The sequence below is a fragment of the Exiguobacterium sp. s43 genome (genome assembly GCF_018617255.1).
In the GTDB taxonomy this organism is placed as follows: domain Bacteria; phylum Bacillota; class Bacilli; order Exiguobacteriales; family Exiguobacteriaceae; genus Exiguobacterium; species Exiguobacterium profundum.
In genome coordinates this window covers 1,694,125-1,710,330 of the sequence record NZ_JACSJT010000001.1, presented here as the reverse complement: position 1 = coordinate 1,710,330, position 16,206 = coordinate 1,694,125, and the positions used below count along the sequence as shown (strand labels likewise).

Below are 16,206 nucleotides of genomic sequence, written 5' to 3'. Positions count from 1 at the left end.
AGCAAATGAGGAGGGGGAGCTTATGGCGAAGGAAAAGGGGAAGAAAGGGTGGCTGAAATGGGGAGCTGCAATCGTAGCGGTCATTTTTCTCATCACGCTCGTATATCATCAAGTCAAACCATTACCGGAAGGCGTGTCGAGACAATCTGAACCATATCTCATCACAGATGACCAAATCGATTTTCTCCACGATTTGACCTATCAAGGGGAAGATACGGAGATTGTCGAACAAGAGATATTTAGTGAAGTTGAACGAGCAATACGTGAGGCAAAAGAATACATCGTCATGGACTTTTTCTTATTCAATCCTTATTCGAATGAAGACCGACAATATCCGGACATCACATCGCGCCTGTCATCGACATTGCTTGAGCAAATGGAGCGATATCCGGACTTGAAAGTCGTTTTTATTACAGACGATATCAATACGACTTATAACGGGCACGTTTCCGACCACTTCGATGTACTGGAGGAGGCAGGGGTAGAAGTCGTGTACACAAATCTCGACGAACTTCGTGACCCAAATATTCTTTACTCCACGTTTTATCGAATGGCGCTTCAATGGTTCGGTGATAGTCAATCCGGCTGGTTGCCGAATCCGATGGCCTCTTCGGCACCGGACATTACGGTTCGTGCTTATTTGAGGTTGCTCAACATCAAAGCGAACCATCGGAAGGTGATGGTCACTGAAAATGAGGGATTTGTACTATCCGCCAATCCACATGACGCTAGCGGATACCACTCGAATGTCGGTGTCCATTTAAAAGGACCGATTTTAAAAGAAATCGTTGAAGGTGAGCAAGCGGTCGCGACGTTCTCGAAAGGAGATGCACGCCGATTCCCTGATGATGAAGCGTTGTCGAAGATTGAAAATGCGCCGAGTGAGGCACCAATGGAGATTCGTTACGTCACCGAAGGGAAAATTCAAGAATCAGTGCTCGATGCAATGAATGGGGCGGACGATGGAGACACCATTTGGATCGGAATGTTTTATTTGGCAGACCGGAATATCATCCAAGCAATCGAGGATGCCGCAGGGCGCGGGGTGACTGTGAACTTGATCCTCGATCCGAACACGAATGCGTTCGGTCGATCGAAATCAGGGTTACCGAACTTACCGGTGACGGCAGAACTGAACACCGTCAACCCGGAGCATATCGAGATTCGCTGGTATGATGTCGGTAAGGAACAATATCATCCAAAAATCCTCTATGTAGATGGTGAGGAGAAAACCGTTGTCTTAGGATCGGGGAACTATACGACCCGGAACATGAACGATTACAACCTAGAGGCAGACGTCGAAGTGACAGGAGAAGTGGATACAGCCTTCTTTGATGAGGTGGACGAGTATTTTAATCGTCTATGGAACAATGAGAACGGCGCGTATACGGTAGCATATGATGAGATTCAAACGGATCTCCCGCTCGGAAAGTATATGATGTATTGGCTCCAAAAAGTCACATGGACGATGACCTATTAAAAAACAGCTATCCTCAAAGTTTGGGGATAGCTGTTTTGACGTTAGTTCGTCTCGATTGGATTAAACTCATTCGTGTATTCATATAAGAATTTCCCGGTCTCTTTCAAGACGTCACTTTTACGGTGAAGCGAGAAATGGTCGTACGGCACAGTTTCTGTCTGAATGTTATTCGTATACTCTTCAAGTAACAGCGAACTTGCCGGCTCAATCAAATTGAATTCGCCACCTCGTCCAGAGAAGGAGAGTACCTGAACGGACCTCGGCCATGTCTCGAGTTTAGACTGGAATGCTTGCAGTCCGTCTGAGTTAGGGGACAAATCACGGATGGCAGGGCTTCCGGTATTAATGCCGAAGTTACTGGCAGATAAACCGAAGTTTGCAAGGCGCGTCCCGCCGAACGGGCTATCGAACGTCACAAACTTATCGACGATGTATGTCTCTTGATTCAGGATATAGTTGGCAGCGGCTACGCCACCCATGCTATGGCCAATGATATACATCCGATCGAATGATCGATTTCTCGTTTTTTTATATGTTTCAATGGCTGCATTCAACCACTTTGTCTGATTGTTTAAAGAAGCCTCTGCATCTTCGAACTCGATTCGGACAATCGGACGAGTTGAACTAAAATCATATATTTCACAGTCGGTCTTGCCTTTGACAGTCACGGTACAAAGCGCCCCGTCAGTCGCTTGACCACTTTGTTCCATCGCTTGAGAGAAGCGGAGGAACGTCCGGTCTGTCCCGAGTAGTCCATGAACTGCAAACGTAGGGATGAACTCATTCGTTTGAGAAGCTTGACGTATCGCCTCGGATTGACGCTCGTTCGTCAACTCTTGTCGGAAGGTGACGATGATGAGAGCAAGTGAAAGTGAGACGATCAACAGTCCGAGGAGACGTGAACGAATGGATGTCTCTTTTGGGTTGCCAACATTCCGACGATATTTGCGCCAAATGAAGTAAGTCAATACGGCCGCTGCAATCAGAACGATTCCCGTCACGATCCAAGCGTTGACGTTCGGTACATGGGCAACTAGCTTCACGTTATTTTGCCGACCGCCGTAGACTTGCCACTCGACATGTTTCATAGAACGGAGGTCTAGGCCAGTTCCATCCTCAACGAATACGCCGGTCGGAACAGTCAAGTTAAAGCGAATGTCGGCTTGGCGGATATATCGTTCAGCCAATTTTTTGGGGGAGCCGGTTAGTTCAACACCGGGTAAGTCGACCCGATCGAGTCGGAGGTCGAGATTGGTTTGGAGTGTATATGAATCAAACCAAATGCCTTCCTGTTGTTCGATGTCGAACTGAATATCCGGAGGGACTAAAATACCGGCTGGTCCCGTTTTCCATTCCTCTTTAATCTGTTGCAACTCGTCCACATTTTTAAATGTCTTCTTTAAGACCATGCCTTCGTAGTCATCAGGACTCGAATAATCTTCCGTCTCATATCCGTTCGCTTCTGCTTGCTCTTTCCACGTATCCCAGTCGAGTCTGAGATTGAGCAATTTCATGACTGGATGATCACGGAACGCGTAAGTCGTTTCAAGCGAAACAGATTGGTCATAGTGGACGGTCGCATCATAATTGATTCGCACACATCCACCGATTAAAAGAAATAAAAATGGGAATAGTAACAACAGTGCCCTTTTTCTCGAACTAAACATGTTAAATCGGTTCGCCGTATGTTTCTAACGGGTTCGACATATTGATCCGGTCATAGAACATGATCCCGTCTAAATGATCGAGCTCGTGCTGACATACGACAGCGCGCATTCCGCGCAGACGAAGCTTAATCGGCTTCCCCTCGCGGTCGAACCCTTCTAACGTGATTCGACGAAAACGAGGTACATTTCCTTTGACCACGCGATCGACCGATAGACAGCCTTCGCCGCCATTCAAAAATGTCTGTTCGACGGAATGACTTGTAATTTTAGGATTGAAGATGGAGAGTTTAAACGTCTCTTCCTCTTCTTGTAGCAATACTGTGAAGAAACGGCGATTTACACCGAGTTGAGGTGCGGCGATTCCGACACCACCTCGTAACTCGTATTTCTCGCTCATCTCTGGGTCTTGACTATTGACAAGAAACGTCTCCATCTCGTCGAGTAACGCCAAATCTTCTGTTGTTGGCGGAATCGAAACTTCGGCTGAACGCGCGCGAAGTCGCTCGTCTCCTTCGCGGATGACATCTTTCATGGTTAACATACACAACTTCCTTTCTATCGAACTTATATGATTGATTATATCATATTTAAACAGGAAGGAATGTGGATGGTACAGAAGGTGAAATGAAAATAATACAGTGGTGAAAAGGATGTCATATCCCTTGAATGTAAGCGTTTTATTTCGGTAAGCATATTTTTTGCGTTATTGAAACAACCCGTTTTATACTAACAAGGAAACGTCAGGAGAGGATAACTTTTCTGAATCACGTTAATACAGATTGCTTTTTTGGACAGATACACGTAAGATTTGAGATAGTGTTTGATCACAAAAAAGACAATTGTCTCATAGTTGAAAGGATGAGGTGAAACGAATGAACAACGTTCAGGTACTTCAAAACGTGGAAGAAAACTTCCAAACGTTCCGTATTCTCGACGAGAAGGGTGAGGTCGTCAACCAAGACGCAATGCCTGACCTAACGGACGAGCAACTTCAGGAACTCATGCGCCGCATGGTCTATACTCGAATCTGGGACCAACGCGCCATCTCACTTAACCGTCAAGGTCGCTTAGGATTCTACGCGCCAGTGGCAGGTCAAGAGGCGACGATGATCGGGACGCAATACGCGCTCGACAAAGAGGACTGGATCCTTCCAGGATACCGTGATATCCCACAACTCGTATTCCACGGACTTCCGCTTTATCAAGCGTTCTTGTTCTCACGTGGACACGTGGCGGGAAACCGCATCCCTGAAGGTGTCAACGTATTGATGCCACAAATCATCATCGGTGCACAAATCATTCAAACTGCGGGTGTGGCAATGGGCCTCAAACGCAACGGCAACAAAAATGTCGCCATTACTTACACAGGTGACGGTGGCTCATCACAAGGTGACTTCTACGAAGGATTGAACTTTGCAGGTGCATTCAAATCACCAGCAATCTTCGTCGTTCAAAACAACCGTTTCGCTATCTCAACTCCTGTTGAAAAGCAAACTGCAGCTAAAACGATCGCGCAAAAAGCTGTTGCAGCTGGAATCAACGGAATTCAAGTAGATGGAATGGACGTTCTTGCAGTGCTCGCAGCGACTCAACAAGCTCGCGTCGACGCACTCGAGGGAACACCGACACTTATCGAGTCACTCACTTACCGTTACGGACCACATACGCTCGCTGGGGATGACCCAACACGTTACCGTACAAAAGAACTCGACACAGAGTATCAAGAAAAAGATCCACTCGTACGTTTCCGTCTCTTCCTTGAGAACAAGAAACTCTGGAACGAAGACATGGAGAACGAAGTGATCGAGCAAGCGAAAGCTGACGTGAAAGAAGCAATCAGCCAAGCAGACAAAGAACCAAAACAAAAAGTTTCGGACTTCATCAACAACATGTTCGAAGAACTTCCTTCAAACTTGAAAGAACAGCTTGAAGAATATACTGCAAAGGAGTCGAAGTAAGTTATGGCTCAAATGACAATGATCCAAGCGATTACTGATGCGATGCGCGTTGAAATGAAACGCGACGAGAAAGTACTTCTTTTCGGAGAAGACGTTGGTAAAAACGGTGGGGTATTCCGCGCGACGGAAGGTCTCCAAGACGAGCTCGGCGAAGACCGTGTCTTCGACACGCCACTCGCTGAATCAGGGATTGGTGGTCTTGCGATCGGTCTAGGTCTTACTGGATTCCGTCCGATTATGGAAGTTCAATTCTTCGGATTCGTATTCGAAGTTTTCGACTCAATCGCAGCTCAAATGGCACGTATGCGTTACCGTTCAGGCGGCGCTTACAGCCAACCAATCACAATCCGTTCACCATTCGGTGGTGGAGTTAAGACACCTGAGCTTCACGCGGACAGCCTTGAAGGCTTGATGGCTCAGACACCTGGTCTTAAAGTTGTTATTCCATCAACTCCTTACGATGCAAAAGGTTTGTTGATCGCGTCAATCCGTGACAACGACCCAGTCGTGTTCCTCGAGCACATGAAATTGTATCGTTCATTCCGTGGCGAAGTACCTGAAGGTGATTACACAATCGAACTCGGTAAAGCAGATGTGAAACGTGAAGGTACAGACGTTTCAATCATCACTTACGGTGCGATGGTGCATACTTCACTTAAAGCAGCGGAAGAACTTGAAAAAGAAAACATCAACGTTGAAGTAATCGACCTCATGACAGTGAGCCCGCTTGATATCGACACAATCGTAGAGTCTGTTAAGAAAACAGGTCGTGCGATCGTCGTTCAAGAAGCACAACGTCAAGCAGGTATCGCAGCGAACGTTGTAACTGAAATTCAAGAGCGCGCAATTCTTCACCTCGAAGCACCAGTTCTTCGAGTAACTGCACCAGACACAGTCTTCGCATTCGCACAAGGTGAAGACATGTGGTTACCTGACCATAAAGATGTCGTTGCAAAAGTTAAGGAAGTTGTGAACTTCTAAGATCGTGTCGAATAAACGATGAGGGAGAATTGTCTCCCTTGTCGTGTTTACATGATGAATTGATGGGAGGAAAAACCAGTGGCAGTATTTGAATTTAAATTACCAGATATCGGTGAAGGTATTCACGAAGGTGAAATCGTCAAGTGGTTCGTAAAAGCAGGGGATACGGTCAAAGAGGACGATGTTCTTTTAGAAGTACAAAACGACAAAGCAGTCGTTGAAATCCCAGCTCCAGTCGACGGTACAGTCAAAGAAGTTAAAGTTTCTGAAGGTACAGTTGCTGTAGTCGGCGACGTCCTCATTACGTTTGACATCGAAGGCGACGCACCAGCAGGTGAAGAAGAAACACCTGAACAACCGAAAGCAGAAGAGAAGACAGAAGACGTAAAAGAAGATGTGAAAGAAGACGCGCCACGCGACGTTCAACTTCACAAATCTGAGCGTGTTATCGCTATGCCATCTGTCCGTAAATATGCACGTGAAAAAGGTGTCGACATCCGTGAAGTAAACGGTTCTGGCGACAACGGCCGTGTATTGAAAGAAGACATCGATGCATTCGCGAACGGCGAAGCACCGTCTGCAGAAGCTACAACAGAGAAAACAGAATCTGTAGCACCAGCAGCAGCTGCGAAAACGGAAATCAAGCCTTACGAGTCAGCGACTCCTGAACTTGAAACACGTGAGAAAATCCGTGGAATCCGTAAAGCCATCTCGAAAGCTATGGTTAACTCGAAACACACTGCACCACACGTTACACTCATGGACGAAGTCGACGTTACAAAACTCGTTGCACTCCGTAAAGATTTCAAACAAGTCGCGGCTGACCAAGGCGTGAAACTCACGTACTTGCCATTCGTCGTGAAAGCATTGACTGCTGCAGCGAAAGCATTCCCAACAATCAACGCTTCAATCGATGACGTGAACGAAGAAATCGTCTACAAAAACTACTACAACATCGGGATTGCAGCTGACACGGACAACGGACTCGTTGTACCAGTCGTAAAAGATGCAGACCGTAAATCAATCTATGCACTTGCTACAAACATTAACGAACTTGCAGGTAAAGCTCGTGAAGGTAAGCTCGCTGGGGAAGACATGAAAGGCGGATCGATCACAATCACAAACATCGGTTCAGCTGGTGGACAATGGTTCACACCTGTCATCAACCACCCAGAAGTTGCGATTCTCGGTATCGGCCGTATCGCTGAGAAAGCTGTCGTGAAGAACGGTGAAATCGTTGCTGCGCCAGTACTTGCACTTTCATTCAGCTTTGACCACCGCCTCATCGACGGTGCGACTGCACAAAACGCTCTTAACATGGTGAAACGCTTGCTCGAAGACCCAGCACTTCTAATGATGGAGGGATAAGAACATGGTAGTAGGAGAATTCGCACAAGAAACTGATTTGCTTGTCATCGGTGCCGGTCCTGGTGGATACGTTGCCGCAATCCGTGGCGCACAGCTCGGAATGAAAGTAACTATCGTTGAGAAAGGCAACTTCGGTGGTGTCTGCTTGAACGTCGGATGTATCCCATCGAAAGCGTTGATCACAGCAGGACACAACTTCCAACACGCTAAAGGTCATGATTCAATGGGAATCACGTCTGACAACGTGTCAGTGGACTTCACAAAAGTTCAAGATTGGAAACAGTCAGTCGTTAACAAATTGACTGGCGGTGTTAAAGGTCTCCTCAAAGGAAACAAAATCGAGATCGTTCAAGGTGAAGCGTTCTTCGCGTCTGAAGACACAGTTCGTGTCATCACTGAAGACAGCTCAACTCCTTACAAATTTAAAAAAGCGATTGTCGCGACTGGTTCTACACCAATCGAGATCCCATCGTTCAAATGGTCTAAACGCGTCCTTTCTTCAACTGGCGCTTTGGCACTTCCTGAAGTACCGAAGAAACTCGTCGTTATCGGCGGTGGATACATCGGTATGGAGCTCGGTACTGCATACGCTAACTTCGATACAGAAGTTGTCGTTGTAGAGGGCGCTAGCGACATCTTGTCTGGTTTCGAACCACAAATGACGCAAATCGTTAAGAAGAAACTCAAGCAAAAAGGGAACGTCACGATCCACACGAATGCACTTGCTAAAGGTGTTGAAGAAACGGAAGACGGCGTAACCGTTAAGTTTGAAGTAAACGGTGAAGAACAATCTGTTGAAGCGGACTATGTCCTCGTCACAGTTGGTCGTCGTCCAAACACAGGTGACATCGGTCTTGAGAACGCGGACGTTAAAATCAGCGACCGCGGAATCATCGAAATCGATGACCAGTGTAAAACATCGAACGAAAACATCTATGCAATCGGTGATATCGTTCCTGGACCACCACTTGCACACAAAGCATCTTACGAAGCGAAAATCGCAGCGGAAGCAGCAGCAGGTAAGCCAGCTTACCTCGACTACTCTGCAATCCCTGCAGTCGTCTTCACAGATCCTGAGCTCGCAACGGTTGGTTACACAGAGCCACTCGCAAAAGAAGAAGGACTCGAAATCACAGTTTCGAAATTCCCATTTGCAGCGAACGGTCGTGCACTTGCACTTGACGAGCCAGACGGCTTCATGAAGCTCATCACACGCAAAGAGGACGGTCTCTTGATCGGTGCTCAAATCGCGGGTACTGGCGCTTCAGATATGATTGCTGAGCTTGGTCTTGCAATCGAGGCTGGTATGACTGCTGAAGATATCGCACTTACAATCCACGCTCACCCATCACTCGGTGAGATGGCAATGGAAGCTGCTGAAATCGCAATGGGTATGCCAATCCACGTCGTAAAATAAGAATACTCATAAAAGCTCTCTCACTTTTCGTGAGAGAGCTTTTTCATGTAGGTGACGACACGCTCGACTTCCTTGAATCCAATTTTCTCGTGAAAGCGTTGACTGTCCTCGTTTTCAAGCTCGGTATCCGATGCCAGTTCGATACAACCATGACGCGCCGCGAAGGTCGACGCAGCATCGACCAAACGAGAGGCAACACCTCGATGACGCTCTGATTCAATGACATAGATTCCTTCCATATAGGCGGTCGGTGACGTGCTAGAACCTGGCACGTAGTCATGTCGGAAACTGAGCTGACAAAAACCAACTGCCTCCCCATGTTCATTAGATGCGATGAAATAATGCATCTTTTTTGAGGCGAGACCGAGTTTGACTTCCATTCGTAATTCTTCAATAGGGGCATCTGGCCATAGGTCGTGCATGAACTGGACAAGAGTTTCAACGTTTAACTCCGTTGCATAATCAATCTTCATTGTCATTCTCTCCTTAGGTTTCATACTAGTAGTATAAAGGAAAATACATGTGAAGAGAGAAGGGAGGGAATCCTGATGGCATTCGATGAGGAGTTATTATACACCGTATCCGAGACGAGTCGTGTCCGATTTACCGGTATTGAAACAGAAGCCGCTCGTTATGATTTTGGTTTCGTTTATACACAGCAATTCATGGGCAAGGTGTTAGTCGTCTGTATGCAAACGGGTCAATCGGCCCTTCTTGATTTGCATGCGCTAGAAGAGCCACGTCAATTGTATCCGATGCTTGGCATTAACTTGAACGACACGGAACACGTCGCTGAATTTTTACGACTTTGCTTGGTCGAAAAAACACAAGCATCTGAAGAAATTGATACTTGAAAAAATGTAAGCGTTTTCTTATAATAAGCACTAGGGGAAGCAATTCGATCATCTACAGCCACCTTTTCTGAGATGACATAAAAAATGAGCCGGTCACGATGACCGGCTCATTTTTTATTTAGCGAATCGCTTTTGTTTGTTGGATGACTTTAATCATTTGCAGTGACTCATCTTCAAGACCTTGAACCGGAAGACCCGCTTCAATGTTGGCCATGATGTACTCGAGTGTCGAAGTCGTAATCAATTCGCCTGGAATGATGATCGGAATCCCTGGCGGATACACCATAATGAATTCCGCTGAAATACGGCCGACTGCGTTTTCGAGAGGAATCGTTTCCGTCTCTTCATAAAACGCATCACGAGGGCTGAGCGCAAGAGGTGGAATCTCTGGGAGCATGATCGATAGTGAATCGTTACCAGACTTCTGATAAACGGAGACGACGTCTCGCATCGCTTCAATCAATGCTTGAATCGTGGACTCATCATCCGCTGATGTGACGATAAAGAGCACATTCAATAAATCGGACATCTCGACTTCGATACGGTGTTTGTCCCGAAGAAATTTCTCGACTTCAAATCCTGTTATTCCAAGTTCGCGCACGGATACGAGTACTTTCGTTTCGTCGAGCGCGTATGTCGATTCAGAATGCAATTCGGCATGACCGTATACTGACAAGTTAGGCATGTGGTTGATTGCTGTACGAGCCGTTCTCGCAAGCTCAAGTGCACGTTCATTCATCATGTGTCCCTTTGTCGCTAACTGTCGACGTGCCGCGTCGAGAGAAGCGAGAAGCAAGTAGGACGTCGAAGTCGTTGTAATCATGGAAAGCATCGCATGAATTCGTTCTGGCGAGACGAGACCGCGGCGTACGTTCAAAATCGAACTGCCTGTCATTGAACCACCAAGCTTGTGTACACTCGTCGCCGCCACATCTGCTCCCGCTTGCATCGCCGAGAGTGGGAGTTCATCGTGAAAAGGGAGATGAACGCCGTGTGCCTCATCGACAAGTACAGGAACGTCTTGCTCATGAGCGACAGACACGATACGCTCTAAATCACCTGCGACACCGAAATAAGTCGGATTAATGACGAGAACGGCTTTTGTGTCCGGGTGAAGTTCAAGTGCGCGTTCTACGGCACTAGCTGTGATTCCGTGGGCGATGCCGTATGTTTCGTCAAATTCCGGGTGGATGAAGACCGGATGAGCACCCGTTAAGACGAGCGCGGACATGACGGATTTATGGACGTTCCGTGGCACAATGATTTTTTCGTTCGGGCCAACGACACCCATGATCATCGCCATGATGGCACTCGATGTTCCCTGGACAGAGAAAAAGGTCTCGTCAGCACGGAACGCCTCTGCCGCCAAGCGTTCCGCTTCAGCGATTGCCGCTTTTGGATGATGGAGGTCATCGAGTGGGGCAATGTTAATCAAATCAATTTTTAGGGCGTTTTCACCAATAAAGTCACGAAACTCTGGGTCCATCCCTTTTCCGCTTTTATGACCAGGAATGTGGAACGCAATCGGGTTTGAGTCGACATGTTCAAGCAACGTGTCAAATAGTGGCGTTTCGAGCTGAGTAGCACCTTTTAATTTCAATCGTAAATCCCCCTTGAATCAGTTTATTTATAAGATGAATAGTATCGTTATGATATATGTTGTTTTTAAAAAAAGAAGCAACAAAAAAACTATAGAGATTTCTGGCTCAACTTGCAATAGTTTTTTTTGTTGTTACAATGGGTGTCGAGGTGAAACAATATGCAAATTAACTATCCGATCAATCCGGATTGGACGACAGACGAATTGATTGAAGTCGTCGAGTTTTATAACGTTGTCGCACAAGCCAATGAAGGTGGAGTCGAACGAGAGGTTTTTCTCGATTCCTATCGTGCCTTCAAGCAAATCGTAACATCTAAGTCGGAGGAGAAACAACTGAACGCGGTTCACGACGAGCAGACGGGCTATTCCACATATCGTACGGTTCAGGCGGCAATGAAGTCCTCGAGTAAAATGATTAAACTGTAAGACCGAGCATGCCCGAGCAAATTCAGGCATGCTTTTTTGTTATTTCTCCTATAAATCGGGTACAGTTCATTAACACCGAATCAGGTTTAGGGACCTCGGAATTGGGAATATATCCATTAAGATAAAAAATTCAAAATAGTCAGACAATTCTCTTTCTTTTTCGAATTTTATCTGATATACTCAATTCAACTCACTAAACCGTAACTTGTAGCCCAACAAAAGGAGTGTGGCATCTTATGAAACAAGTGATTGAGGCATTCAAAAGAAAAGACGCAGAAAAACGGATCCCGGTGCTGCGCTTAGAGATTGATTATGAATTGGCAACCCTCTTCGATGCGATGGCGTCACAAGATGATGCTACAGTTCAGGCTAGCAAGCATCGGTTAGAGAAGTACCGCCAAGAATTATTGCGTCTCGAAGCCTAACCATTACACACACATTCAACCAGTATTCCGAGCGGATACTGGTTTTTGTTTGGTACAATACAGTTGAGGTGATCACAGATGATAGAATGGTTTGCAGTCGACTTAATCAAACAAGCGGGAGAACTGATTCGTCGCGAGATTGATCAAAGTTATGAAGTGGAACGAAAGACGGGAAAAGGGGACTTGGTCACTGAAATCGACCGAGCGGTGGAACAATTGATTGTCCGTCGAATCCAACAAACATTTCCGGAACATCAGATTATGGGGGAAGAAGGGACGACAAATCAGCCAGAACAATTGACTGGTACCGTCTGGTTTGTCGACCCGATTGATGGGACGTTAAATTTTATTCATCAAAAACGTATGTTTGCCATCTCTATCGCGATCATGATAGATGGAGTCGTGGAATATGGATTCGTCTATGACGTCATGGCGGATGAGATGTTCATGGCACGGAAAGGATACGGGGCGACGTTGAATGGTCGGACATTGACGACTCTTCATGAACATCATGTCCGAGACGCATTTTTAAGTATGAATGCGACGTGGGTCACGCCGAACCACCAGATTGCCCCGGAAATACTCGCTCCGATTGTACGAGACTCGATTGGGACGCGAGCCCATGGTGCTGCATCGCTTGAATTAGCCTGGCTTGCCGCCGGTCGCGTGGACGGCTACATCACAATGCGCAATATGCCATGGGATTATGCTGCTGGAAAGTTACTCGTAGAAGAAGTAGGGGGACGTGTCGTTTCCTTATATGGTGAGCCGATTCGCTATGACGGAAAAACATCTGTCCTGGCAGGGAGTGACTCATTTGTAAATGACGTCATCAAACATTACGTCATCGCAAAAGGGGTCACGGCTGAAGCAAAACCGGACTTACACATCGTGGAACATGATTCGTATGAAGAAATCCGCGATCTACTCGTCTTGGCGAATCCGAATGAAACGATGGTCCGGGAACAATTCGAGGAAGGGCGTACGTACAAAGCGTTACTCGGTGGTGAGATTGTCGGTGCATATATGCTCGTCTCACACGGAGACGAGCGGGTTGAACTCGTCAATATCGCAGTGAAGCCGGAACGTCAAAACCAAACAATCGGTCAACGCATGTTACAAGACGCAGTGAAGCGGGCCACGTTGATTGGTGGAAAAGAACTGCTCGTCTGTACAGGGAATTCAAGCATCATGCAACTGCGCTTTTACCAACAAGCTGGATTCCGATTCGATTCGGTGGAACGCGATTATTTTCGTAATCACGGGTACGATGACATCGAAGAAGATGGACTCATTTTACGCGACCGCATCTGCTTGACACGTCCACTATAAACGCAAGTAAAAGGGTTACTCCGACATGATACCGGAGTAACCCTTTTTTTATGATTGATGGTCTGAAAGAATGCGGCGACGCAATTGAATACCAAAGTATGTCGCTACGCCACTTAACACGAGGCTGCCCAAGATAATGGCGGCGCTCCCCTCGGCCACCCCGATTCCAATGCCGACGAATCCTGCGACAACGGCCGTTGCGATCAATACAAACATTAGCTGCATGGAGGTTCCTCCTTATTTTCTCTTCTCTTCCCTATTGTATGATAAAAAACACGAGATGAAAACGTTCACAGTCGATTCCACTCGACAAAGGTACTGTGACGTGTGCTATACTCTTAAAGTTGAAGAAAAGTTGAAATTTTTTAAATAAGAGAGGAATAACTACATGAACGTAAGAACAAACCTTCGTAACGTAGCCATCATCGCGCACGTTGACCACGGTAAAACAACGTTAGTCGATGAATTATTGAAACAGTCTGGTACTTTCCGGACGAACGAGGCAGTCGCAGAACGCGCGATGGACTCGAACGATATCGAGCGTGAGCGCGGAATTACCATTCTCGCAAAAAACACAGCAATCGATTATAAAGAGACTCGCATCAACATCGTAGATACACCAGGTCACGCAGACTTCGGTGGAGAAGTTGAGCGAATCATGCGTATGGTAGACGGCGTTATTCTTGTTGTCGATGCGCGTGAAGGCTGTATGCCACAAACTCGTTTCGTATTGAAAAAAGCACTCGACCAAGGACTTCGTCCGATTGTCGTCGTCAACAAAATCGATAAGCCGATGGTTCGTCCACTCGACGTTGTCGATGAAGTTGTTGATCTCTTGATCGACCTTGGCGCAGATGAAGATCAACTTGAATTCCCTGTCGTCTATACATCAGCAGTCAGCGGTTCAAGTTCGTTCGATCCTGACCCAGAAAAACAAGAAGATACAATCACTCACGTGCTCGACACGATTCTCGAAAACACGCCGGCTCCAGTGGACAACTCAGACGAGCCACTTCAATTCCAAGTGACGATGCTCGACTATGACAACTACCTCGGCCGTATCGGCGTAGGTCGCGTCTTCCGTGGGAAAATCAAAGTCGGTGAGCAAGTATCGCTTTGTAAGACAGACGGTACGGTGAAGCAACTTCGTGTCACGAAATTGTTCGGTTACTTCGGCCTCAAGCGCGTCGAAATCGAAGAAGCAAAAGCAGGTGACTTGATCGCTATCGCCGGGATGGAAGATATCAACGTCGGTGAAACGGTAACGCCAGTCGGTAAAGAAGAGCCACTTCCGCTCCTTCGCATCGATGAGCCAACGCTTCAAATGCGTTTCATGACAAATAACTCTCCATTCGCAGGACGTGAAGGCGATTTCGTGACGGCACGTAAAATCGAAGAGCGTTTGATGAAACAACTCGAGACGGACGTTTCACTCCGTGTCGAAAACACAGATTCACCAGACCAATGGATCGTATCAGGACGCGGTGAGCTTCACCTCGGGATCTTGATTGAAAACATGCGTCGTGAAGGTTACGAGCTCCAAGTATCGAAACCACAAGTTATCATCCGCGAAGACGAAAGCGGCACAAAAGTTGAGCCGTTCGAGCGCGTCATCATCGACGTACCTGAAGAGTACACAGGTTCAGTCATGGAATCGATCGGTCTCCGTAAAGGTGAGCTTGCGAACATGAACACGAATGACAACGGTCAGACACGTATGGAATTCCTCGTGCCATCACGTGGTCTTATCGGTTACCGTAACGAATTCTTGTCAGCGACACGTGGATACGGAATCTTGAACCATACTTTCGAAGAGTACCGTCCATATATCGCTGCTGATATCGGTGGTCGTCGTAGCGGTGTTATGGTTTGTATCGAAAACGGGAAGTCGACGGCCTACTCAATCGGTGCCCTTGAAGACCGTGGGACAATCTTTATCGAGCCAGGTACAGATGTGTATGAAGGAATGATCATCGGGGAATGTAACCGTGACGTTGACCTTGCCATTAACGCTGTTAAAGGGAAACAATTGACGAACATGCGTGCTTCTGCAAAAGACTCGACACAAGTCTTGAAACGTCCGCGCGTCTTCTCACTTGAAGAGTCACTCACGTTCTTGAACGATGACGAGTACTGTGAAATTACACCGGAGTCGATCCGTCTCCGTAAGAAAATCTTGAACAAGAACGAACGCGAGAAAGCAGACAAGCGTCGTAAACTTGGTAAAGAATAAGTTATAAGAAAGGGGACGCTTCGGCGTTCCCTTTTGCATGGAATAGTGTAGAATGGATGTGTATGAAATAAAGGGGGACTCTTTGTCTTGAAAGCTTCTCAAACAATCGATATCACACAAATTGACGTTCCGTGGATCGCTTCGATGCTAGGTGTCGGCAGTGACCCGAACGACTTTTCCGTTGGGTTCAATGCACTCGTTGTCACGGTCATCTTACTGACAATCCTTGTCTTTAAACTTGGTTTTGCGAAACAATTGGCATGGTGGAAGTCGCTCATCGTCTATATTCTCCTTTCACTTGGAGCAGGTACGATGGCACTCGTCTTTTTCACATGGCCAATCCCGGAAGTGCTTGCCGTCATGGCTATCGTGTTGGCCATCTATCGTGGCCGCCTCTGGTGGAATCGTCGTCAAGATGCGGTAGAATCATAAAAAATACGGGCGTCTCTTCGGAGGCGCCCGTTT

At 46.8% G+C, this 16,206-nt stretch carries 16 protein-coding genes; 11 read left to right on the top strand and 5 right to left on the bottom strand.

Going from position 1 to position 16,206, the window contains the following annotated elements; genetic code table 11:
* Positions 1-22 precede the first annotated feature (22 nt).
* Complete coding sequence (locus KNO79_RS08775) at positions 23-1,480, top strand: phospholipase D family protein (RefSeq protein WP_214691102.1); 1,458 nt, start codon at positions 23-25, stop codon at positions 1,478-1,480.
* Between the two features lie 41 nt (positions 1,481-1,521).
* Here the strand turns inward: KNO79_RS08775 and KNO79_RS08770 are convergent, their stop codons facing one another.
* Complete coding sequence (locus KNO79_RS08770; protein WP_074037380.1) at positions 1,522-3,147, bottom strand: alpha/beta hydrolase; 1,626 nt, start codon at positions 3,145-3,147, stop codon at positions 1,522-1,524.
* 1 nt (position 3,148) lies between these two features.
* On the bottom strand, positions 3,149-3,688 hold the full coding sequence (def, locus tag KNO79_RS08765) for a peptide deformylase (protein ID WP_214691101.1): 540 nt from the start codon (positions 3,686-3,688) through the stop codon (positions 3,149-3,151).
* Between the two features lie 331 nt (positions 3,689-4,019).
* Here def and pdhA point away from each other — a divergent pair, with 331 nt between their 5' ends.
* From pdhA to lpdA, 4 genes are all read left to right on the top strand, one after another.
* Positions 4,020-5,105 carry a pyruvate dehydrogenase (acetyl-transferring) E1 component subunit alpha gene (pdhA, locus tag KNO79_RS08760; RefSeq protein ID WP_015881258.1) on the top strand — a complete coding sequence of 362 codons (1,086 nt, stop codon included), beginning with the start codon at positions 4,020-4,022 and terminating at the stop codon, positions 5,103-5,105.
* 3 nt (positions 5,106-5,108) lie between these two features.
* On the top strand, positions 5,109-6,086 hold the full coding sequence (locus KNO79_RS08755) for an alpha-ketoacid dehydrogenase subunit beta (RefSeq protein ID WP_074034993.1): 978 nt from the start codon (positions 5,109-5,111) through the stop codon (positions 6,084-6,086).
* A 78-nt stretch (positions 6,087-6,164) separates the two neighbouring features.
* On the top strand, positions 6,165-7,454 hold the full coding sequence (locus tag KNO79_RS08750) for a dihydrolipoamide acetyltransferase family protein (RefSeq protein WP_015881260.1): 1,290 nt from the start codon (positions 6,165-6,167) through the stop codon (positions 7,452-7,454).
* Between the two features lie 4 nt (positions 7,455-7,458).
* Positions 7,459-8,871, top strand: coding sequence for a dihydrolipoyl dehydrogenase (gene lpdA / locus KNO79_RS08745; RefSeq protein ID WP_015881261.1), 1,413 nt, complete (start codon positions 7,459-7,461; stop codon positions 8,869-8,871).
* A gap of 20 nt (positions 8,872-8,891) precedes the next feature.
* Here the strand turns inward: lpdA and aac(6') are convergent, their stop codons facing one another.
* Positions 8,892-9,344 (bottom strand): aminoglycoside 6'-N-acetyltransferase, encoded by a 453-nt coding sequence (aac(6'), locus tag KNO79_RS08740; RefSeq protein ID WP_159562035.1) that lies wholly within the window; start codon positions 9,342-9,344, stop codon positions 8,892-8,894.
* Between the two features lie 75 nt (positions 9,345-9,419).
* On the opposite strand from aac(6'), the gene KNO79_RS08735 reads away from it, so the two are divergent.
* The gene (locus tag KNO79_RS08735; RefSeq protein ID WP_031421518.1) at positions 9,420-9,725 is read left to right on the top strand and encodes a DUF3055 domain-containing protein; all 306 of its coding nucleotides are present in this window, start codon (positions 9,420-9,422) and stop codon (positions 9,723-9,725) included.
* A 118-nt stretch (positions 9,726-9,843) separates the two neighbouring features.
* Here the strand turns inward: KNO79_RS08735 and KNO79_RS08730 are convergent, their stop codons facing one another.
* The gene (locus tag KNO79_RS08730) at positions 9,844-11,325 is read right to left on the bottom strand and encodes an aminotransferase class I/II-fold pyridoxal phosphate-dependent enzyme (protein ID WP_214691100.1); all 1,482 of its coding nucleotides are present in this window, start codon (positions 11,323-11,325) and stop codon (positions 9,844-9,846) included.
* A 159-nt stretch (positions 11,326-11,484) separates the two neighbouring features.
* Between KNO79_RS08730 and KNO79_RS08725 the strand changes: the two genes are divergently transcribed.
* The 3 genes from KNO79_RS08725 (at position 11,485) to KNO79_RS08715 (ending at position 13,508) form a co-directional block, all read left to right on the top strand.
* Positions 11,485-11,751, top strand: a complete 267-nt coding sequence (locus tag KNO79_RS08725; RefSeq protein ID WP_031421520.1) for a UPF0223 family protein — start codon at positions 11,485-11,487, stop codon at positions 11,749-11,751.
* A 236-nt stretch (positions 11,752-11,987) separates the two neighbouring features.
* Positions 11,988-12,176: a hypothetical protein gene (locus tag KNO79_RS08720; RefSeq protein ID WP_015881266.1), complete on the top strand. Its 189-nt coding sequence runs from the start codon at positions 11,988-11,990 to the stop codon at positions 12,174-12,176.
* Positions 12,177-12,254: 78 nt separating this feature from the next.
* Entirely contained in the window at positions 12,255-13,508 is a 1,254-nt protein-coding gene (locus tag KNO79_RS08715; RefSeq protein WP_159562037.1) for an inositol monophosphatase family protein, read from the top strand.
* A gap of 48 nt (positions 13,509-13,556) precedes the next feature.
* Here KNO79_RS08715 and KNO79_RS08710 read toward each other — a convergent pair whose 3' ends face one another.
* Positions 13,557-13,733 (bottom strand): DUF5325 family protein, encoded by a 177-nt coding sequence (locus KNO79_RS08710; RefSeq protein WP_159562038.1) that lies wholly within the window; start codon positions 13,731-13,733, stop codon positions 13,557-13,559.
* Between the two features lie 163 nt (positions 13,734-13,896).
* Here KNO79_RS08710 and typA point away from each other — a divergent pair, with 163 nt between their 5' ends.
* Positions 13,897-15,741: a translational GTPase TypA gene (gene typA, locus KNO79_RS08705; protein WP_015881269.1), complete on the top strand. Its 1,845-nt coding sequence runs from the start codon at positions 13,897-13,899 to the stop codon at positions 15,739-15,741.
* Between the two features lie 87 nt (positions 15,742-15,828).
* Positions 15,829-16,173 carry a YlaH-like family protein gene (locus KNO79_RS08700; protein WP_015881270.1) on the top strand — a complete coding sequence of 115 codons (345 nt, stop codon included), beginning with the start codon at positions 15,829-15,831 and terminating at the stop codon, positions 16,171-16,173.
* The last annotated feature ends 33 nt before the right edge of the window (positions 16,174-16,206 follow it).